The following is a 22,618-nucleotide window of genomic DNA, read 5'->3' as shown; positions in this document are numbered from 1 at the left end:
TTCAACCGAATGGGCAAATTTAGTTGTGAATTGCTTTCAATTCTGTAATAACTTTGATGTTGTACAACCAGGCATCTTTGAGTCTATCGCAAACATTGGTTGTGAATTGCTTTCAATTCTGTAATAACTTTGATGTTGTACAACTCAATACGCAAACTGGAAGGCGTGGAAGGAGTTGTGAATTGCTTTCAATTCTGTAATAACTTTGATGTTGTACAACAGCACTGTCTCCGTAGACAAGGTTCGGATTGTTGTGAATTGCTTTCAATTCTGTAATAACTTTGATGTTGTACAACATGCATTATATTCTATTGAATTGGGTAATCGTTGTGAATTGCTTTCAATTCTGTAATAACTTTGATGTTGTACAACGTACCCGGTAGTCTTACTCTCTCGAAACTTGTTGTGAATTGCTTTCAATTCTGTAATAACTTTGATGTTGTACAACGGCGCACCCATAGCTGTGCATCGACAGGGAGTTGTGAATTGCTTTCAATTCTGTAATAACTTTGATGTTGTACAACGGCGCACCCATAGCTGTGCATCGACAGGGAGTTGTGAATTGCTTTCAATTCTGTAATAACTTTGATGTTGTACAACAGTAAATGAGTATATGAAACTAACAGGGAAGTTGTGAATTGCTTTCAATTCTGTAATAACTTTGATGTTGTACAACCAATCGGGTTCAACCGAATGGGCAAATTTAGTTGTGAATTGCTTTCAATTCTGTAATAACTTTGATGTTGTACAACCAGGCATCTTTGAGTCTATCGCAAACATTGGTTGTGAATTGCTTTCAATTCTGTAATAACTTTGATGTTGTACAACTCAATACGCAAACTGGAAGGCGTGGAAGGAGTTGTGAATTGCTTTCAATTCTGTAATAACTTTGATGTTGTACAACAGCACTGTCTCCGTAGACAAGGTTCGGATTGTTGTGAATTGCTTTCAATTCTGTAATAACTTTGATGTTGTACAACAAGCACTCCTAAATGGTGGGAGTTCTGGAAGTTGTGAATTGCTTTCAATTCTGTAATAACTTTGATGTTGTACAACTCTCGCTGTAAAGCGTACATCTTTTCATTCGTTGTGAATTGCTTTCAATTCTGTAATAACTTTGATGTTGTACAACCTTCACCAATTAATTTTCTTAACTCTGTAGGTTGTGAATTGCTTTCAATTCTGTAATAACTTTGATGTTGTACAACCGATTGCTATCCGATAAGTAAGGATTGGCAGTTGTGAATTGCTTTCAATTCTGTAATAACTTTGATGTTGTACAACTTTAAGTGAGAACACGCGTTTCTGGCTGGTGTTGTGAATTGCTTTCAATTCTGTAATAACTTTGATGTTGTACAACATTTTCTCTCAAATGATACATTAAACGAAGTTGTGAATTGCTTTCAATTCTGTAATAACTTTGATGTTGTACAACCGTGTTGAACGTTGTAGAAAGTATTATAAAGTTGTGAATTGCTTTCAATTCTGTAATAACTTTGATGTTGTACAACATAGTAGTCGTAGACGTTTTGTCTTCTATGGTTGTGAATTGCTTTCAATTCTGTAATAACTTTGATGTTGTACAACAGAATTCGTTTAAGGGTTAGAAAATCAGACTCTTAGGCGTATTTCTAGAATGAAAAAAGCGGGATTTTTCCCGTTTTTTTATTGCTATTGTAGCCTATTTTCTGGTTTAAAACATTTCCAATTGCTGAGGGCCTACCGGTGCTTCAACCTCTTTCTTACCGTGAAATATTTGTATCTGACCAAACTGTTTATCTGTAATACACATGATTCCGATATGACCTTTGGGAGGTAGTATCTTCTTTACTCTTTGAATATGCACTTCCGCATTTTCCCGGCTCATGCAATGACGGATATACATACTGAATTGAAACATCGAGAATCCATTCTCTAAAATTTCTTTTCTGAATTTTGCATAGCGTTTTCTGTCTGCTTTACTTTCGGTCGGCAGATCAAACATGACTAATACCCACATGATGCGGTAGGCGTTTAGGCGTTCGAAATTCATGGCGTTAAGGTCGTTGGCATTATCGGATAGAGCAGTTTTCTACTTTTGCCTTCGAAACACCGGGCTAAGCTGGCTGTGGTACGTTGTACAGCATTCAATAGCGGGCTTTTCTCGTAATCGATTATGACGTCTATGGCAGGAATGCTGAGCAATTGTTGTTTCATGGAGGGGGTGAGTTCTAGAAAATTGCCGTGTGTTCTAATGATGTTATAGACCACCTTGTCCACATAAGGTCGGTAGGGCTCCATGATATCATCAGCTAAGCAATAAGCATTGTACTGGTTGCGATGGTGTATACCCAGCGTAGGTAGTAATCCCGACCCCACCAAACTGCGTGCTACCACTGCCCGTAGGATAGCATAACCATAATTGAGCAAATTATTGGGTGGAGGACCTTCTCGGTGGCGTCTAAATTTAGGGAATAATGGAAAAACATGTTTCCAGTAATAGGCCGATGCCTGAGCTTCACAATTATCGCTGTCGCCACTTTTTACATTTGAAGCCAATTGCAATAAGACTTTATTAGGAATGCGATATTGCTGTAGGAGAAACGCTTGATTGGTGATTTTGGCAATAACAGTTTGTTGCCAGAGCTGTTTTTTAAGGGGTAAGGACGCTTCAATTTGATATTGAAAGCGCTGACTTTGTAGGGTGTGACCGTCCAAGTTCAGAAATAAACCGGTGGGGTGGTGAATATCGTTACAGATAATGACTGCCGTGTTATTATCCAGTAATCGAGCGAGTAATGCCTGGGTGATGGTGATTTGCTGATGATCCAAAATCACCACACCGATATCTTCTATGGCAGCCGTTTTAATTTCACCTGTTTCCGGCAATTCAATAACCAACTGCTTATTTTGTGTTTTTAAATAAGCCGGGCTGCCAAAATACAAAGTTCGTTTAAGCATATATTCATTAATATTCTCCTACTTGAACGATATCTCCCAAATGATTTATTCTAACTTTTATTACATTACTAATGGATTGTGGATTTCTTCTTCTTTTATAACTCCACTCATTTAACTTTATATCGTCGTTTATTTTAGTTTCCAAATGGTATCTAAACCAATAATCTTTTACACCAAACTTCTGTACTCTAAACAAATTCGGGCTGATGAGCTTTTTGTTTTGAGGATCTAAAAGGTCAATTCCTTGTGGGTTAAATCCGGTTTGATCATTGGGAAATACAAACATTTCGTTTTGCTTCATGGTAAAGAGGAACTCCCAGTCTTTTTCAGGAAGATTACTTAAAATCAATTCCTCTTTTATTCCTTTGTTTAAAACCAAATCAATATCCTCAATTGGATTTTTAAAAATCAACGGCAAACCGTAATTTTTTCTTAAAACGGCTTCCATAAAGGATACAACTCTTTCTTGCAAATTACCCTTTGCATCTCTGTAAATAGCTACATGATGGTTATTTCCCGTACTCACAAAATCCACTGGAATACGTTCGCCTCGTTCATCTAAAAGATAATTGCCCAAATGGTCTCTCTTAAAATGTAACGGTTCGGCATTTTTGACCCCGGAAATTCGAACGCGCTTAATGACTTGGCCATTCTTATGGTAAATAGGATTTTTATCTAAATCTGAAAATGCCTTTTTAGCATCTCCATACTCTTTTAATCTTTGTCTCAAGATTTCCCTTACCCCATGGTCAATAATCTTCTCAAGCGATTTTTCATCTTTGAAGTTTTCAGGAGTAATGTCTTTTCTTATCGCATAATCCGATTCTAACCAAGTTAATTTCACTTTTTCAGGCATCGTTTCTGTTCGGGCTTCATCCAAGTAAATTGGATTCTTGCTCAATGCGTTTTTACCTGTAAACGCTTTTTTCGGGTCATTATCATTGGCTTGTAATCGTTCTAACAACAATTTTTTATACAAAGGATGAGCTACCATCGCAATCGTTGCTTCATCGAACTTGCCATCGATTTTTACCTCTTTGCTCTCGTAATAATGATATTTCCCGTAAATAGTTTCTTTGTGCAATTGTCCCCGAGGCGTTAGTTCGATTTTTACCAATTCCCCTTTCTTGGATTTGGTGATATTTTTGTTACGGGTAACAACTTTGTTCTTGGCTTTGTGGGAAACCAATACACTCTCTAAATGCTCTTTGGCCTGCTGACGGAAGTTAGGGATAGGCAGTTTAAATACCCGTTTTTTATTGCCTTGGTCATCGTACTTCCACTCAGTGAATTTTTCTTCAATGCCTTTGATATTTTGGTGTTCTTTGTGTGTCGCATTATAGCGAGCATTGAGGTAGTTGAGATAGCTGATGTACTGACGTTTGGTAAACGCTACCGTTAAAGCGTCCATAGCGTGATGGCGGTGGTCGTTGCGCTTCGTCCAATCTTTAATCACTTCTACCTTATTACCGTCTTTTCGTTCTTGGAATTCAGTCAATCCCAATGCACGGTATTTCGGCAAGTTGATTTCTTTCATTACATTAATCAATCCCCAATCTTCACGCAAACGGTCTGTAATGCTTCCACTTGTGGTGACAATATGTCTGGTTATTTGACTTAGAATTTCTTTCGCTTTTTTGGCAATGTACTGGCTGTCTCTCAAGTCGCGTTCGATAAAGCCATCGCCAATCTCTGATTCTTTTTTCAGTAACTTTTGATACTTGGCTTTAGAGATTTTCCCTTCTTTGTACAAATTATCGACAACAGACAGGTAGGTTTCGAAATCTTCTTTCGATTGTCTACTCATGTAATCAAAGGCCGTATTATTACTTTTATCTAAATTAGCTTGTCGGGGCACCAATACCTTATTGGAGAAACTGTCGTCAAACAATCTGGATTGTGGGATGATATGGTCAACATCGTACTCTTTACTGAAAAGCTTATGATAATCGATTTTGGTATTGGTGTATAAATCCTTATACCCATTAAAAGCCAATTCCTGATAAAGCTTATATTTTACAATATCGTTTCTGGTAGGATTAAGAATGCCAAAATCTTTTCTTATCGCTTCTACTATCTTCTCATTTTCGCCTTTAGCTTTATTGATCTGGGAAGTCATCTCAGCACGTTCGGAAGCATTCTTTTTCAATTCACGTGCTAATTCGATTCGAATTTCATCGAATTTAAAATTTGGATCTGTTTTTCTGTTTTTATCCAATAGAGCATTGACCACATTGATCATTTGGTTGAGAATCTTCTCTACTACAGGATTGCGCAGACTGTTCTTAGGTAATAAATCCAATCTATCTTTTAACAGGCGTTGCTCATTTTCTTCTTTGGTCTCCCAATTTGAATGACGATATTTTCTTGATAAAACATCAAAATAATCACCTTCCTTTTGAGATAGTTTTTTATAGTCTGAAGCTACATATGCACAAGCCGTGCTGTATTTATTTTCTTTTATGTATGGATATATCTTACGCATAGCTTTGGTACTCAGGCTTCCGTAATCATCCTGAAAACTAACATTCACCAAAATCTTTGCATGCTCCGGTTGAAAACCGAATTTCTCGCATAGTTTTTTCTTAAGTCCGATATGTTCCTGACCATAGGTCAAAATATCTTCCTCGGAGTATTTTTTATCATCATCCTCGGCAGAATACAATAAATGCCACAGTTGATATGACTTCTGCAGCTCAAAGGCCTTGCCATCCAATTCAGCATTGAATTCCAATATTTCCGTGTCGATACCCAATACATCAAAAATGGATTTCACCATTTCTTTTATCTCACCTGCAGGTGTTTTTAGATCAGCCACATTAATATCATCTTTGTCGGACAATTTTAAAAGGTCTTCGTTGTATCCTTCGATTTCAAGGATTTTCAAATAAGCATTGTATAAAGCCTGATTGGTTCTGTTTCCTTCTAATTGTGTATAATTGACTTCCCAATCTGCAGGTTTATACCCCAAAATCTCAATAATTCGAGAAGAGGAAAGATTTCCTTTAATGTTTAATTCTTCAAACAGGGTTTCTTTAGCTTCTAAACTCAGTTCCAAAACTTCTGCATCTTCCGAGAAATTTGTTAGTGTATCTTGAGCCTTCCTTTTCTTGCTTCCTTTTTTTCGAACAAGAACATTGTTCAAGTTCTGCCAAATCTTGAATTCTTGGAATAATGGCGATGATTTTGGGGCTACTCTTGCACCTATGGTACTCTTTTTACCATTAATTACAACCTCTTTACTTTCAAATTCGCAGAAACTGATTAACCCTTTTTGAGATTTTAATTTACGCTGATAGAAAATAATAATGTCTCTAATTTCTTCTTTCAGTTCATCCGTCAGTTCCGGATGATGTTTTCGCTGTTCCTCCCAAATCGCCTCAAACTCATCCATATAATCCTGGCGATAGAACACCTGGTTCTTTAAGCGAATATGTCTGTTTTGCAAAAGCTGATTATATAGGTATTGACCTACAGTTAGTTTATTGAAAAAAAGCTCCTTACTTCTATCGGAGATTTCACCCAAATAACCGCTAGATTGATTGATGTCATTATTGATTTCGGTTAACACAAAAGCTACTTGTTCTTGGGACAATTGTTGAGTAAGGGCATCATTTCTCCATTTGTATGCTTGAAGTTTTTTCTTTTCTCGGTTTGATAGTGTGATGGTTTTTTCATTTTTCAAACCATCTTCCATATCTTTAATATCTGCTGTATAGACATTGGCTATAGCCAAAATTCGCTTTCTGGTATTTTCTTTTCCCTGACCTTTTAAGGCTATATATAATTCTTCTGTTAGAAAGTCCGGATAGTATGTTCTTTGTTTATTCCAAACCTTATCAAATTCTGCCTGCAAATCCGAACGATAAAATTCGGGCAATTTCTTCTTGCCTTCTAAAAGCAACTGAAAAGACAACTGTCCTGGTGTCAGATTTTCTTCGTACAACCTTTTGGCGATGGCCATACCATCAATTGCGTGCCCTTCTTCCTCATTTTTAGCTTTACGAGAACTTTTGTATCCCCGTTTTTTATTGATAGCCAATAAAACCCTTGCCAATTCATCCTTTTCAATTTTTTCGGTTACGGCTTTTGCGCGGAGACGCCAGGTTTCGTGCGTTGTATTTTTACCGTCTTCAGCCAATTTGCTTTCAGCGATGATGATATTAGCCTTCCTCAAAGCATCGATAAGATGTTCTCTTCGCAATTGGTATCTATCGAGATTACGACGCATGCCGCGTTTTAAAGTTCGGTCTGCATTGGTCGTAATGGGTTTTCCTTTTTCAAAGTTCGTTTGCTCGTCGGTAGTAAGCGGGTTCACTCGCACACCAATTTGAACAATGCTTGAGTTTTCAGGAGAATCTCCTTCAATAACATGAGCCCACCCAATAGAGTTGGTACCTAGGTCTAAACCGAGAATATTTTTCATCTGCCAGCAGTTTTAGTGTATAGGATAAATATATAAAAATTTTTCATAAAAAGTTGAGTGTTAATTAAAAATAGGGTAGATAGTGGAGTGGGTAATTTGGATGGAGCTAAAGAAATTATTAATTTTACTATTGAAAGCAATTCACAATAAGGATGATTCCGTTGTGAAAACATTTGGGTCGCCTCTTGTCCATTAATCAGGGGGCATTTTTTATGCCTGCCCATTTATATTTGATATTGCATGCAAATATCTTGTAACATATATAGGCTCCATGCTGTTTATTTGTTTTAATAAAAAATAGCATATTTGCTAAATGAACAATGGCATTGTATCTAAAAATGCTATATCCTGTAAAAAACAATTATTGAGGAACACTGTTATATCATTTGTGCAGATGCTAACCGTTGTATTTGGATATCTTGTTTGATTGAACTTTCAATATATGCGATTCCTTTGGCTCTTATTCATTCCGTTTTTTTCTTTCTCTCAGGTGGTAAAATTTAGACAGTATCGAGAAGGCGAAATCTTCAGATACAAGCTTACAACGGACACCTATAACAATGATAAATATACAGGCACTTCGGTGGCGATTTCGGAGCATCGTGTGGTAAAAGAGGGCTCTATATGGGCAGAATCAATTAAATGGTTGGAGAAGGCCAGTTTTACTTCCAAGGATACCCTTAACTTGAGCACTGCCGCTTTATCTGTAAAGCCCTATTCTGTATCTCTAGCTCCTGAAGGGAGGGTATTGCTGCCCAAGCTTTCGGTACCGGATATGGTAGGAGAGATCACCGATTTAAACACATTTTATGTGGCTATAGCTCCTGCGTTGAAGGCTCAGGCTTTGTCCGAGAATAATCGGGAATTCATCAATCCCGAACTTCGAAAAGGCAATTTCGCAGATAGTATGACCATCCTTTACGGAACGGACTGCATTCAAGTGACCCAACGTTTGATAAGTACTGATAAGCAGTATACCATTGTGGAAACCAAGTTTAGTCCTCCTGTTGTACCCTGTTTAGAACCACTTATTGATACCATCGCTACCTCCATTTTCGACTATCCCAACAACTTTCAGATGATTAGAAAGGGGAATGGCGATAAGGTAAATTTATTCTGGGGTGTGGAGGAGTTTATTATTACGTCCAAGATCGACAATCAAAACGGACAGATCGTGGAGGCATCGATGGACAATCGATTAAAGCTTCGCATGCGCTACAACGCTTCACCGGATTTGAAAACATATGATGTGGAAATGCCGGTAACGCTTAGAAGAAATCTTAAATTGGAATTACTAAAATAAAAAATGAGTCAGGCCTTCGGTGTCAGATGGGCTATCTGATTCAGCATCCTGACTCACCTCCCGCAAAAATTAAAAAACTGAAAATACATTTCTGGTAAATCGAAGTAAATTCGATACTCTTATTAGGTTTCGAAATGCAAGTATTTAGGTGTATGGCCATCTAAACAAACACTTACATACTTTCTTCATCATCATCAAAACCTAGTCCCTCATCGTCGTCATCATGAGTGCTACCGATATTGAGCATACTGCCGAAGAGATCCTTAAACTCAATTTGTGTTTCAAAAATTTTCTTACTAATGGAAGAATAAGCCGCTAATCCGTGCAATACAAACTCCATCAGTAGGCCGGTCTGCATGTCGTTGGCTCCCGGAAAAAATTGCTTCACCAAGGCGTGTAGTCCGTCCACGGCGTACAACAATTGTAATTTTTCCTCGTCTTTAGTATGGAAGGGGATTGTCAATTGATTGCCTTTGTCGAACCAGCCGATGATGGCGCGATAAGGATTTTCATCGGCTTTCTGTTGTGCCGAAGGTTTGCCGGTATTTCTTCTTTTCTTTAGCTGCTCCGGATCGGGGAAGTATTGTACAAACTGCGTGCGGATGGCTTTTTCCAATAAATTCATGGCTACCTGATAGGGGCCTTCTTGCTCACCTTCGTACACCAGCTCTACCTTTCCGGTAATGGATGGAATAATGCCAATCAGGTCGGCAATCCACACTTGGGTTTTCGATTCGTTATTGATCAATGCGCGTCTTTCCGCTGCACTTACGGCGTTTTCTCTTGCCGAAATAGTCAATCTGGCGCTTACCCCGCTTTTTTTGTCCACAAATTCGCTGTTGCGGGCTTCAAAAGCCACTTGTTCTATCAGGCGCTTGATAAGATCGCTCACCGCCACTTTTTCCGCTACATCGGCAGCGATATCGGCTTCCTGTTCGGTAATTTCCAGAGCGTGCTCCAATGTTTTGGGATAGTGGGTGAGGATCTGACTTTCTATCCGGTCTTTCAGTGGCGTAACAATAGAGCCGCGGTTGGTATAATCCTCGGGGTTGGCCGTAAATACAAAAAGAATATCCAGGGGCAGCCTTAATTTGAAACCACGTATCTGAATATCGCCTTCCTCCAAGATATTAAATAAAGCTACCTGTATCCGTGCTTGCAGATCGGGCAATTCGTTAATGACAAAGATGCCGCGATTGCTGCGCGGAATAATACCATAATGCAAAACTCGTTCGTCAGCAAAGCTGAGTTTGAGGTTAGCAGCTTTAATAGGATCGATATCGCCGATGAGATCTGCCACACTCACGTCAGGCGTAGCCAGTTTTTCGGCATAACGTTGACTGCGGTGTACCCACTCAATAGGCGTGTCATTGCCTTTTTCGGCAATGAGGTCTTGGGCATACTTCGAGATGGGGTTTAAAGGATCGTCGTTGATATCGCTGCCGGCTACTATGGGAATGTATTCATCCAATAGTTCGGTCATCTGGCGTGCCATGCGGGTTTTGGCTTGTCCGCGCAAGCCCAACAATAGGATATTGTGTTTGCTTAGCAGGGCGCGCTCCACATCGGGAATTACCGAATCTTCATAACCGATGATGCCCGAAAAAGTGGTTTCGCCGCTTTTGAGTTTTTGTATAAGGTTCTGACGAATTTCTTCCTTTATGGATTTAGATTGATATCCTGACTGAATCAGCTCTCCGAGGGTAGTTGCATTCATATATTGTAAACGTCGGTTTTAGTAAATGATTGTTTTTGTTGTAATGAAAAGTGGTGTCTTAATGCTGTTAAGTTTAGAATACATTTTTCGACTTGCCTCTTTCAAAGTCTTTAAAGATAAAACTTCCCAGATTATCTAAAGAAGCAAAATAAGCTTTACCGTTATTCATTTCGGTGAATTCATGTACAAAGCGCTGTAGATAAGGATCGGTAGCAATCATGAATGTGGTGATGGTGATTTTATTTTTTTTGCATTGAGCAGCCAGATTGAGGCATCTGTTGACCACTTTTCTATCCAGCCCAAAAGCATTTTTGTAATAGCGGTTGCCAATTTTCAGACAGGTGGGCTTTCCGTCTGTGATCATGAAGATTTGTTTATTAGGATTTTTTCTTCTACGTAAGATATCCATGGCCAATTCCAGCCCGGCTACCGTATTGGTATGGTAGGGGCCCACCTGCAGATAAGGAAGATCCTTGATGGCCACCGGCCATGCGTCATTGCCAAACACTACAATGTCCAGTGTGTCCTTCGGATATCGGGTCGTAATCAGTTCACTCAGCGCCATGGCTACTTTCTTGGCAGGAGTGATGCGGTCCTCTCCGTATAGAATCATGGAGTGGGAGATGTCGATCATGAGCACCGTGGAGGTCTGGGTTTTGAAGTCGGTTTCGCGAATGCTGAGATCGTCTTCGCGCAGCATAAAACTTTCAATACCGTGATTGATTTGCGCGTTTCGGATCGACTCGGTGAAATCAATTTGTTCCAGCATGTCGCCGAATTGAAAAGGGCGCGTTTCGGGATTGATTTCATCGCCCTGTCCCGGCTTAAAGGTTCTGTGATCACCTTTGGAACCTTTGCGCAGTTTTCCGAAGATTTCTTCCAGGCTTTTTTTACGGATGCCTTGCTCGGTTTTAGGAGTGATTCTGATTTCGCCTCTTTGCGGATCTTCGGTAATGTAACCTTTCTCTTTCAGGTCTTCAATAAAATCGCCGATACCGTACTCATCATCTGTAAGTTGATACTCTTTATCCAGATGGTTTAGCCACTGTAGTGCTTCGGCCACATCTCCGCTGGTATATGTAAGGAGTTGCAGGAATACATCCAAAAGTTTATCAAATGGAGATTTTCCCTGCAGGTTAGGATCAAATTTTGAAAAATGAAAGCCTCGCATATCTATAAATATAACACATTATCAAATGAGATGTTTGCCATTGTGGAAACTATTGCCAAGCTTTTTGAAAACCAATAAAAAAGCTGCCCGTAAAGGCAGCTTTTGACAAATATAATTTTCTCGGCAAGATGCTACTTTGTAGCCTCCTGAGTCGCTTTTTGAGCACTGTCGGCGGCCTGTTGGGCTTCCTGCGGATTGATTTCCGGAATCTGCTGTGCCGCTTTTTTTGTGGGATCGTAGGTTTGCTCCACCTGTTTGAGTACTTCATCCATGATTTCGTTGAGGATGACTTCGGTGTACTCTAAGCCTGAGTAGTACTCGGGCTTATTATTTTTCAAATACTCGTAGTAAGCTCTTTGATCCACTATATCTTTTCTTACTGCTTCGGCAATCTGTCTAGCACGATCAAACATACCGGCTTTGTAATGTGCTTCTACCAGTAAGATGCCGGTTTGATTGTGCATGCTGTAACGGCTGGTCATACCATAAGGCAGATTTTCCGGCAGTATATTCTGGGCTTCTTTTTCCAGAAGTTTTATAGCCTCTTCTTTTCTGCCCGCATCGGCCAGATTACCGGCGGCTTCTGCAAAGATGGCTCTGATGTTCAGCAGGTACTGTCTGTTCACTTCATCAAAATACACACCTTTTTTATTAGCGCCACCAAATTCAAATTTTTTGTGGAGGTTGTTGAAGATGACTTCCAGATTGTTATCTCTTACTGAGGTACCTCCCGCCCTCATGGAGCGCATTGCCTGATCGGTTACCCAGTTCTGCTGGGGTGTCTTTACAGGGAATGGTACGAGTCTGTAAGTTAGCCCATCCTTGCGCAAATAGTGGCCGAAGCCTAAATCGCCATAGGCCGCAGTGAAGTAGATGGGGCGCTGCCATTTGTTAGTGGCAATGATGTTCAGCATGATCAGATCGTTACGAGTTAATGCCGAGGCTGGTATATCGAACTGAATCTGATCAGCGATGCTGTCTGTAGGATTCGCAGTACCATTCTTACGTACCACTTCTTTGTCTACAGGAACAAAGAATTTTCTGAAAGGCATGATGCCGGGGCCTACATCGTTTCCATCTTCATCCGTTACGCTTTGTCCTAGATAATCCTTCATCACGTCGTATAATGGATAATAGGCGTTAGGATCGAGCTTATCGCCTCCCTGATTACCGATACGGATATATTCTCTGTTATGTCCCTGTATTTGTTCGGGAGACCAGATCACATCTACACTATCGGCATCATTAATCTTATATCTCAATTGGTTGATATACCAGTCAATACCTAAAAGGCTGGTATTGATGATGCGAATATCTTTTCTGATACCTTCTACTTCCTGAGCGTACCATAGAGGATAGGTATCGTTATCTCCAAAGGTGAATAGGATGGCATTGGGTGCGCAGCTCTCCAGATAGTCTTTAGCTAGGTCGGGAGCCAGCGTTTTTTGGCTACGATCGTGATCATCCCATTCTTGTTGTGCCATAAGCGCAGGTACGAAAAGGCAGATTACGGAAGCCACAATGCCGGCTGTTTTTAAATTGGTGCCTTTAGCCGATAAGGCTCGTACGATTAGCGTTATCGCTATTACTACCAGTACAAACCACAAAGCTGCGAATATGGAAGCTGTGATGGTACCTTTGAAGGTAGCGGTGAGGCTGCTGATAAGTGTTACCAAGAAGGCCAGGGTAGCCCCGTATGTTAATATTTTCTTGAATAAATCTTTTTCAAGCTTTTCTACCGCCATTCTTACAAATGCTAATACGGAAAGGCCGATCCAGATGGCGAATACATAGCAGGCTCCAACGAACACATAATCTCGCTCTCTAGGCATATTACCCGGTGCATTCAGGTAGATCACTAGCGCCTCTCCCATAAAGAAGAAGAAGATCAGCGTTACGATAAAGTCCCTGCGGTTTTTCAGCAATTGATATACAAAGCCCAAAATGCCTAACACAAAGGGCAGCATATAGAGCTTATTATGTCCTTTATTATTTTTAAGGCTGTCTGGCAGTTTGCTTTGATCGCCCAAGCGCGGGCTATCAATCAGGCTGATACCAGATATCCAGTTGCCATCCCGCTTATTGCCGAATCCCTGCAAGTCGTTCTGACGTCCTGCAAAATTCCACATGAAGTAACGCATGAAGAGAAAATCGGTCTGATAGGAGAGGAACCAGTTGATATTGTCGGCATAGCTGGGTGCTCCATAATGAATCTGACCGGTCTGTTCATCGCGTTGCTGGTCTAAGTTAAGCCAGTCGGCATAAAACTGAGCATGTCCCTGAGCATTGCTGGGATCCCAAACTCTGGGGAATAGCTGCATATCGCTTTTCTGATATACATATTCGCGTCTACGTCCAATAGGAATGTATTTGTCTTTCCCTTTGGAGTATTGCATTTCCTTGTATTTTATAACGGGGTATCCCACCGCATCACGTTCTACTTCTGCAGCATAGTGCGGGCCATAAATCAATGGGGCGCTACCGTATTGTTCGCGAGACAGGTAATACACTAGATTGATGGGGTTATCCACATTATTCATGTCAATGGCCGGGTCGGCATTACTGCGGATCATGGAAGTGAAGTACATGGAGTACCCCAACATCATGAACGCATAACACCACAATAAAAGTTTAAGAATACCTAGTGTAGCCGGCTTGATAAAATAACCCAATACGCCACCAATCGCTAGTAATAAAATGATTTTAAAAGCAGCTCCTGTTGAGGAGAATGCAAATGGCAAAAAGGCCATGGTGAAGAATAGTGCGGCCCAAATTAACAAAGAGGTTTTTGAAACATTATTCTTAAAGCGCAATCCCCACACAATGAGTGCAGCAAGTACCACAAAATAAATGGCAAAGCCCGAGAAGAACGGTAGTCCGAATTTGTTTACAAAGAATACATCGAATAATCCTGCTGCTTTCATGCTGTATTGAATTACCGCCACTTGTACGATGCCGGTGATGGCACAACCTACTAGAAATGCAATCAATGCTCCGCGGTTAGTGGCTTTATATCGGCGGTAAAAATAAATCATCACAATAGCAGGAATGGTAAGCAGGTTTAGGAGGTGTACGCCGATGGATAGTCCCATCATAAAGAAGAGGAATATAATCCAGCGGTCGCTTTTAGCGCGTTCCATTTCATTGGTAGCGCGTTCGTCTGCATGTTCCCATTTTAATATCAGCCAAAATACTAATGCTGTAAACAATGAAGACAAAGCGTATACTTCGCCCTCTACTGCACTGTACCAAAAAGAATCTGTAAATGTGTATGCCAATGCACCGATTACACCCGCCCCCATCACAGTTATTAACTGAGCAGGAGAGAGCTCTTCGCCTACATTTACATACATTTTGCGGGCGAAGTGTGTAATAGTCCAGAAAAGAAAGAGAATGGTGCCTGAACTAGCAAGGGCACTCATAAAGTTTACGGCATTGGCCGCAGTCATTGCATTATCTCCGAACAGGATAATAAAAAAGCGTCCCAATAAAGTAAACATGGGGGCTCCCGGAGGGTGAGGCATTCCTAATTTGAAGGCGCAAGCAACGAACTCGCCACAGTCCCATAATGATCCGCGAGCTTCACGAGTAAATACATACGTTAATGTAGCAATGACAAATACAATCCAACCTGTAATATTGTTTACTTTTCTGAAATTCATTGACAAATAAATTTGTTGATGCTCACAAAAATAGGGATAAACCTATCATTTAAACGTTTCGGAAAGGTATTATGAAAAATTTTAAATATAGGAAAAAGCTTTTGTAGCACTATCTGCAAGAAAATAGGGGCTAAAGTGCTCCTTAGCGATAGATATAAGAAGGGTTTCTGTAAGGATTATTGTACCAGCTAGCATCTATTTCGCGCACAAAATTTTCGATTTCTCTGTCGAAACTTTCTTTGAGATTATATTCCTGTTTGAGATTGCCGCCGTAAAAGAAGGCTATTGTCTGATACAGTCGAGCATTCAAACTACCCTTATACTCTTTCAATATTTCGTAACAATTGTTGCCGGTTTGTCGGTTAATAAGCTTCATTAGTACTTTCCCTTGGTATACCGATAAGTTACTCAGCGGTTCGGCAAATTTCTGTTTGAGCTCTTTTTCTCGGGATTTTATAATTGCTTTCCGGTCTTTCTTATTACCGGCAGTTTCCAATTCCTTATTGATTTGATTGATAATATTGCCGGCTATGCGTGCATAGGGATAGCATACATATACTGCATTTCTAAGGCGATTATACTCTCGCTTTACCTGTTCCAGTTTGGCTGGCGGTAACTTGGAGATCCATACATTTTCCTCCTCGGCATAAGGCATTATTTTAAAAGAATCATAGTCGGTACCGTACCAAATGGCACCTACCACAATGGTATCATAAGGCCCCCAGTCTTTCATAATCTCTTCCATGCTGGGCCGTGGAGGAATGCGCGAGGGATCGACACTTGTTTGAGCATTGCTGATTAAAGTGCTCAGAAGTGCGAAGGCAACACTTACTAAACTAGCGATATGTTTGCGAAGGGTACTCAAAGCACTAGGTTAAATAGCAATTTACTGCATTTTTATTTATACTCATTTTAATGAATTGATAAGGAAATCTTAATAGTCATTACAATCGTTGCAACAGTGTGGCGATAAGGACGGCCGTAACGGTATTGAGAAAATTTACCATATTGTTGGTAAGATAACCTTTGTCTTCATATGCGGCTCCTAGTAGCGAATCCATGATGTTGCCTGCTGTTCCGGCTATAATAATTATCAACAAGTCAAAACTCACCCCATAGAATATGCCGTAAATTAGGGCAATGAGAGTACTGCCTACTATTCCCCATAACGTACCCTCACGGCTAATAATGCCGTTGCCTCCTTTTTTCGCTGGTTGAAAACTGAGAATATGAAAGAAGCGCTTGCCGTATACATTTCCCAGTTCTGAAGAAAAGGTATCGGCTGTGGCGGCAGCAAAACATGCTGCAACCAAAAGCGGTGTATTGAGGTGCGATTTTGGAAATAGCAGCGAAAGCATCCCGATAATTGCAGCCGCTCCTGCGTTGGCAAATACCTGTCCACTTTTGCGGCGTCCCTTGTCTTTTTCGGCCAAGCCCGCCTGCTGTTTAAGCTCCATTTTCCAGGAAGTAACCAATACACCCATTATAAAAAAAGCGGCCATCAGTATCACACCGACAACACCACAGGTGATATAAATGAGGGTACTCAAAATGCCGCCCATCAAAGCCGCTGCAATAGTGAGTTTGCGAAGTTGTACACTCAGCAGCATGCCGGCTACCACTATTATAGCGAATATGATATGGGCGCTATTCATCTGTATATCTTTATAAAACGGGCGGTTTTTATTTTACAAGATTGCACAAAAATATATTTGGTGATTACATTTTATGAATTAAATTTGCACTCCATGAGAACAAAGCAATTTTTTACCGGGTTTTATTTTTACTTCTTTTTTACCAAAAAAATGAAGCCGGGATTGCTGTAGTTCGACTCAACTAGGATAATAATAGTGAAGGTATAAATGAATCCCGGCTCCCAAGGCCGGGATTTTTTTGATACCTCTCCCAGAAGTATTTCCGAGAAGGGGTTCACTGAAAGCAAATAAATAACATAAGATGACCAGTAAGAAAGAGGAATCTAAAAGTAAAGAAGGAGATGCCCCTTCACTGACGGAAGAGGTTGCACCTCATATTGCCATTCAGGGTTATGAAGGATGTTTTCATCAACAAGCCGCACAATACTATTTTGGCAAACATGTCACAGTAGAATGCTGCGCTACTTTTAAAGAAGTGATTGCGGCCGCTAAGGATAAGAGCAGAACCGACGGCTGTATCATGGCGATTGAAAACTCCATTGCCGGCAGCATTTTGCCCAACTACAATTTGTTGCAATCTAGCGGATTGAAAATAGTGGGTGAAATTTATATGCAGATTCATCAAAATTTGCTGGTGAATCACGGAGTAGAACTGGAAGATATTAAGGAAGTGCATTCGCACACTATGGCCTTGCAACAGTGTTATGAATTTCTCGATCAGTATAAGTGGAAACTGGTAGAAACGGAAGATACAGCCTTAAGCGCTAAGCATATTGCACAATATAAAAGCAAGCATATTGCAGCAATAGCTAGTACATTGGCCGCTGAGATTTACGACTTGAAGGTGTTAGCTCCTAAAATTCAGACTTTAAAAAAGAACTATACCCGCTTTCTGGTATTGAAGAGACCGGAAGATGTGAAAGAAGAGCAGATTGGCAACAAAGCTTCGATTAATTTTAAAACTATACATAAAGAGGGAGCATTAGCCAGAGTGTTGGGTGTGATTGCCATTCATAAAGTAAACCTCTCTAAGCTGCAGAGCTTCCCCATTCCGGGTTCGGATTTCAAGTATCAGTTTCACGCCGATATGGAATTCGACAACATTAAAACATTTCATAGAGTTATCGAAAAAATTACGCCGCTGACAGAGGGTATCAAGATTTACGGTATTTATAAAAAAGGTATATGGAAGTAGCCAACAGATTAAAAGGTGTAGGCGAATATTATTTCTCAAAGAAGTTAAGAGAAATTGACGACCTGAATAAACAAGGAAAAGATATTATCAATCTGGGTATCGGGAGTCCTGATTTACCTCCACATCCTGATGTGGTAAAAGTATTGTACGAAGAGGCCCAGAAACCCAATGTACACGGTTATCAAAGTTATAAGGGTAGTCCGGTATTGCGGAAAGCGTTTGCCGACTGGTATCAGCAATGGTACGGTGTGACGTTGCATCCGGATACAGAAGTCCTACCTCTCATTGGTAGTAAGGAAGGTATTATGCACATCTGCATGACTTATTTGAATGAGGGAGATGCGGCGCTGGTACCCAATCCGGGATATCCTACTTACAGAAGCAATGTCACTATTGCCGGAAGCACTTGTATCGATTATGATCTGAAAGAGGAACATCATTATCAACCTGATTTTGCGGCGATCGAAAAACAAATTACCGAATACAACAATAATGGTAAAGGCAGTGTGAAATTGTTTTTTGTAAACTATCCGCAGATGCCCACCGGTCAGCGTCCCGATAGGAAGGTATTTGAAGCGTTGGTGGCATTTGCAAAAAAACATCAGCTTTTGGTGGTGCATGATAATCCTTACAGCTTTATCCTGAATGATGAGCCTATAAGTTTATTAAGTGTAGCGGGTGCTAAAGATGTGGTGATTGAACTCAATTCGCTGAGTAAATCACATAATATGGCTGGATGGCGTGTGGGTGTATTGTGTGGTGCGGAAGCACGCATTAACGAAGTGCTGCGGTTTAAAAGCAATATGGACAGCGGTATGTTCCTGCCACTACAACTGGCTGCCGCAAAAGCATTAACATTGGGAAAGGAATGGCATGATGAAGTAAATAAAGTATATCGTGAGCGTAGGGAGAAAGTGTTTCAATTGCTGGATATACTAGAATGCACTTATTCCAAAGATCAGGTAGGTATGTTTGTATGGGCACGTATTCCCGAGAAATATGACAACTGTTATAAGGTGGTGGATGATGTATTGTATAAAGCCAATGTATTCATTACACCTGGAGGTATTTTCGGCAGTGGTGGAGAGCAGTACATTAGAATCAGCCTTTGCGGTTCAATAGCTCGATTTGAGCAAGCTATCAGCAGAATACAACAAAGCCTGATATCATAAGACAGCAATAATAGAATAGTAGTGGTTTGCGCCCACTTCATAGAACAAATAGCTAAAGTAAAATGAATAAACGTAAAAAAATAGCAATAATAGGAGTAGGGCTTATCGGAGGTTCGATGGCATTGCAGCTACATGAGAAAAAGTTGTCCTCCAAATTGATTGGTGTGGAGAACAACCCGCAGCATGCCGAAGAAGCTCTGGAAGCGGAGTTGGTAGATGAAATATTGCCCTTGGATGAAGCTATTAAGGAAGCAGAAGTGATTTTTCTGGCGGTCCCCGTAAATGTACAAGTGGATTTATTACCCAGAATTCTGGATAAAGTTACCGACCAGATCGTGCTGGATATGGGCTCTACAAAGGCGGATATCATCGCTGCGGTTCAGAAGCACCCCAAGAGAGGTCGGTATGTAGCTACTCACCCTATGTGGGGTACGGAGTACAGTGGCCCCAAAGCTGCAGTGCGTGGTGCTTTTGAAGGAAAGGCTGTGATTCTTTGTAATAAGAAAGACAGCGATCCCGATGCGGTAGAGTGGGTAGAGAAAATGTACACTAAAATAGGAATGAAGCTGGTGGAGATGGATGCCCGGGCGCATGATTTGCACGTGGCCTATGTGAGCCATATATCACATATTACTTCTTTTGCACTAGCTAATACTGTATTGGAAAAGGAAAAAGTGGAAAGCGCTATTTTTCAGATCGCTTCAGCAGGTTTTGAAAGCACGGTGCGATTGGCCAAAAGTAGTCCGGCGATGTGGGTGCCGATATTCCTTCAGAATAAAGACAATATTTTAGATGTACTCACGGAGCATATCGACCAGCTGGTGAAGTTTAAAAATTATATCGCCAACAGTGATCAGGAAAACTTACGATCGTTAATCGTAGAGGCGAATAAAATCAGACGAATCATAAAATAAAAATTAAATTTGCCGGAGTTTGTATAAGTATCAAACGGATTTTGAATATTTTTTAAAAAGTTTGAACAAAAGCTTACGGTTATTAAATAACATCAATAATTATTTCGCATGAGCACTCAGCAATTATCAGCAAAAGAGAAAATTCAGGAATTATGGGGCACGCGTCCTTTAATTATTAGCGGTCCCTGTAGCGCCGAAACGGAAGAGCAGGTTTTGGAAACGGCACAACAGCTGGCTGCAACTGGAAAGGTAAATATGTTGCGTGCCGGAATCTGGAAACCGCGTACTAAACCAGGTATGTTTGAAGGAATCGGTACCAAAGGGCTACCTTGGTTACAAAAAGCAAAAGAGCTTACAGGCTTACCTACAGCTGTAGAGGTAGCTACTGCCAAGCAAGTACAGGATGCACTTACTTTTGATGTAGATGTATTATGGATTGGTGCACGCACTACCGTAAATCCTTTCAGTGTACAGGAAGTGGCTGATGCCCTGCGTGGTGTAGACGTACCTGTGTTAGTGAAAAACCCCATTAACCCTGATCTGGAATTGTGGAGTGGTGGTGTAGAGCGTATTGCTCGTGCAGGTATCAAAAAATTGGGATTGATTCACCGCGGATTTTCTTCTTACGGAAATACACAATTCCGCAATGCACCGATGTGGCATCTGGCCATCGAAATGAAATTGAGATACCCTGAATTACCTATTATTAACGACCCTTCACATATCTGCGGTAAAAGAGATACGTTGCTCGAAGTAGCACAGAAGGCCATAGACCTGGATTACGATGGATTGATGATTGAAAGCCATATTGATCCAGACAATGCATGGAGTGATGCTAAACAACAGGTAACTCCTGCCCGTCTGAAAGAAATGCTGGAAACCATCATTTGGAGAAAAGAGGATGTAGATAATAAGGATTATCATCAGGCACTGGAAAAGCTGCGTCAGCAAATCAACCATCTGGATGATGAGATACTGCAAATTCTTGCACAACGCATGAAAATTGCGGATCAGATAGGACAGTACAAAAAAGAAAATAACATTACTATTTTGCAGCCCAATCGTTGGCAAGAAGTGATGGAAAAAACTATTTCACGTGGTGAAAACTTAGGTCTTAGCCGCGATTTTCTGAGCAAGTTCTTAGATGCCGTGCATCTGGAAAGCATCAATCATCAGAAAAAAATAATGGATGCTTAAGTCTGATTGAATTGCTGAGTGCGAAATAAGCGCTACCCGTAAAGGCCTACATGGTAGGAAGTAGCATACAGGTATTTCCTACTATGTAGCTATCGGGTGTGTTCCATCTTACAAGATTCTGTTTGCTGACTTTTTACAATGAGCGATATTATTACCTCTTCTTAGAATCGATAAAACGATAGAATTTGGTTCAGACTTATAAATTCTCCAACGCTGCTACCGACTTTTACTTCAACAGCTCTTTAAAAGAGTTGGGTAAGATTATTGATAGAAAGCATACTTTTTTCATTACTGACCAGCATATATTTAAAGCTCACGAAAAGAAGTTCAAAGGGCTGAATACGATAGTGATTCCTGCGGGCGAAGAACACAAAAAGCAAAGTACTGTAGACGATATTATTTTAAAACTAATTCAGTCGAAGGCTGACCGCAAATCGGTGCTGGTAGGAGTAGGCGGTGGTGTGATTACCGATCTTACAGGTTATGTGGCTTCGGTGTACATGAGAGGCATCCGCTTTGGATTTGTACCTACTACGGTACTGGGGCTGGTGGATGCATCCATAGGCGGAAAGAACGGTATTGATGTAGGAGTGTACAAAAATATGGTGGGCGTAATTCGTCAGCCATCTTTCATTCTGCACGATCTTGCACTGCTTCAGTCGTTACCTCAGAAGGAGTGGCAGAATGGGTTTGCAGAAGTAATCAAACATGCTTGCATTAAAGATGCGACCATGTTCAAAGAACTGGAGCAGCATCAGTTGAGCGATTATCAAAAAAACAAAACACTGCTAGCCGATCTGGTGCGTCGCAATGCGCTTATAAAGATTAAGGTGGTTCAGAAAGACGAGTTTGAAAAAGGAGATCGTCGATTGCTCAATTTTGGCCATACAATCGGTCATGCTATCGAAACACAGTATGCGCTGATGCATGGTGAGGCAGTATCTATAGGAATGGTGTATGCTTGCGATATCGCGCAGCAGTTAAAAGGCTTTGCAGGAAAAGAACGCGTTCGTTCGCTGATAGCGCAATATCAGCTGCCCACGCACATCAACTTCGATGCCGCTAAGGTATTTGAAGTGCTGACGATGGATAAAAAACGTGTACAGAAGGAGATGAATTTTGTGTTGCTTGAAAAAATCGGTAAAGGAGTAGTACATCCTATTCCGCTCAAACGATTGGAAAGCATCATCAAGAAATTACAATAAACAAAGCGGCGGCTTTACCTGTCGTCGTCATACTATCGACAAGTGCGATAATAAATAAAAG

The 22,618-nt window shown here is 40.7% G+C and carries 14 protein-coding genes and 1 CRISPR repeat array (1 of these 15 cut by a window edge); of the genes, 6 read left to right on the top strand and 8 right to left on the bottom strand.

Features of this window, described 5'->3' with window-relative positions; all coding sequences use genetic code 11:
* A CRISPR array of direct repeats spans window positions 1–1,587; the repeat unit is 46 nt; unit sequence GTTGTGAATTGCTTTCAATTCTGTAATAACTTTGATGTTGTACAAC (it extends 1,043 nt beyond the left edge of the window).
* A gap of 106 nt (window positions 1,588–1,693) precedes the next feature.
* The 3 genes from cas2 to cas9 are packed head-to-tail and all read right to left on the bottom strand — an operon-like array spanning window position 1,694 to window position 7,366.
* The gene (gene cas2, locus PIECOFPK_RS13430; protein WP_409966123.1) at window positions 1,694–2,032 is read right to left on the bottom strand and encodes a CRISPR-associated endonuclease Cas2; all 339 of its coding nucleotides are present in this window, start codon (window positions 2,030–2,032) and stop codon (window positions 1,694–1,696) included.
* Window positions 2,029–2,940, bottom strand: coding sequence for a type II CRISPR-associated endonuclease Cas1 (gene cas1 / locus PIECOFPK_RS13425; RefSeq protein WP_330973761.1), 912 nt, complete (start codon window positions 2,938–2,940; stop codon window positions 2,029–2,031). The genes cas2 and cas1 overlap by 4 nt, the downstream gene beginning before the upstream one ends.
* A gap of 7 nt (window positions 2,941–2,947) precedes the next feature.
* A complete protein-coding gene (gene cas9, locus PIECOFPK_RS13420) occupies window positions 2,948–7,366 on the bottom strand; it encodes a type II CRISPR RNA-guided endonuclease Cas9 (protein ID WP_409966122.1) in 4,419 nt (1,472 codons plus the stop codon).
* Between the two features lie 442 nt (window positions 7,367–7,808).
* Here cas9 and PIECOFPK_RS13415 point away from each other — a divergent pair, with 442 nt between their 5' ends.
* Entirely contained in the window at window positions 7,809–8,669 is an 861-nt protein-coding gene (locus tag PIECOFPK_RS13415) for a hypothetical protein (RefSeq protein ID WP_409966121.1), read from the top strand.
* A 172-nt stretch (window positions 8,670–8,841) separates the two neighbouring features.
* Here PIECOFPK_RS13415 and PIECOFPK_RS13410 read toward each other — a convergent pair whose 3' ends face one another.
* From PIECOFPK_RS13410 to PIECOFPK_RS13390, 5 genes are all read right to left on the bottom strand, one after another.
* A complete protein-coding gene (locus PIECOFPK_RS13410) occupies window positions 8,842–10,386 on the bottom strand; it encodes a magnesium chelatase (RefSeq protein ID WP_409966120.1) in 1,545 nt (514 codons plus the stop codon).
* 73 nt (window positions 10,387–10,459) lie between these two features.
* The gene (locus PIECOFPK_RS13405) at window positions 10,460–11,557 is read right to left on the bottom strand and encodes a vWA domain-containing protein (protein ID WP_330973765.1); all 1,098 of its coding nucleotides are present in this window, start codon (window positions 11,555–11,557) and stop codon (window positions 10,460–10,462) included.
* Between the two features lie 131 nt (window positions 11,558–11,688).
* Entirely contained in the window at window positions 11,689–15,219 is a 3,531-nt protein-coding gene (locus PIECOFPK_RS13400; RefSeq protein WP_409966119.1) for a DUF2723 domain-containing protein, read from the bottom strand.
* A gap of 142 nt (window positions 15,220–15,361) precedes the next feature.
* Window positions 15,362–16,084: a DUF4294 domain-containing protein gene (locus PIECOFPK_RS13395; RefSeq protein WP_409966118.1), complete on the bottom strand. Its 723-nt coding sequence runs from the start codon at window positions 16,082–16,084 to the stop codon at window positions 15,362–15,364.
* Window positions 16,085–16,163: 79 nt separating this feature from the next.
* Window positions 16,164–16,874 carry a DUF92 domain-containing protein gene (locus tag PIECOFPK_RS13390; RefSeq protein ID WP_330973768.1) on the bottom strand — a complete coding sequence of 237 codons (711 nt, stop codon included), beginning with the start codon at window positions 16,872–16,874 and terminating at the stop codon, window positions 16,164–16,166.
* A 301-nt stretch (window positions 16,875–17,175) separates the two neighbouring features.
* Between PIECOFPK_RS13390 and PIECOFPK_RS13385 the strand changes: the two genes are divergently transcribed.
* The 5 genes from PIECOFPK_RS13385 to aroB all read left to right on the top strand — a co-directional run bounded on the left by PIECOFPK_RS13385 (window position 17,176) and on the right by aroB (window position 22,557).
* Complete coding sequence (locus tag PIECOFPK_RS13385) at window positions 17,176–18,069, top strand: prephenate dehydratase (RefSeq protein ID WP_330973769.1); 894 nt, start codon at window positions 17,176–17,178, stop codon at window positions 18,067–18,069.
* Window positions 18,060–19,241, top strand: coding sequence for a pyridoxal phosphate-dependent aminotransferase (locus PIECOFPK_RS13380; protein ID WP_409966117.1), 1,182 nt, complete (start codon window positions 18,060–18,062; stop codon window positions 19,239–19,241). The genes PIECOFPK_RS13385 and PIECOFPK_RS13380 overlap by 10 nt, the downstream gene beginning before the upstream one ends.
* Window positions 19,242–19,303: 62 nt before the next feature.
* A complete protein-coding gene (locus PIECOFPK_RS13375; protein ID WP_330973771.1) occupies window positions 19,304–20,155 on the top strand; it encodes a prephenate dehydrogenase in 852 nt (283 codons plus the stop codon).
* Window positions 20,156–20,263: 108 nt separating this feature from the next.
* Window positions 20,264–21,352 (top strand): chorismate mutase, encoded by a 1,089-nt coding sequence (locus PIECOFPK_RS13370; protein ID WP_330973772.1) that lies wholly within the window; start codon window positions 20,264–20,266, stop codon window positions 21,350–21,352.
* Window positions 21,353–21,537: 185 nt separating this feature from the next.
* Complete coding sequence (gene aroB, locus PIECOFPK_RS13365; protein WP_409966116.1) at window positions 21,538–22,557, top strand: 3-dehydroquinate synthase; 1,020 nt, start codon at window positions 21,538–21,540, stop codon at window positions 22,555–22,557.
* Window positions 22,558–22,618: the final 61 nt, after the last annotated feature.

Source organism: Chitinophagaceae bacterium C216 (assembly GCA_028485475.2).
Lineage (GTDB): Bacteria > Bacteroidota > Bacteroidia > Chitinophagales > Chitinophagaceae > Niabella > Niabella composti.
The sequence above is the reverse complement of the archived record's forward strand: the minus strand, read 5'-3'. Positions and strand labels throughout refer to the sequence as shown.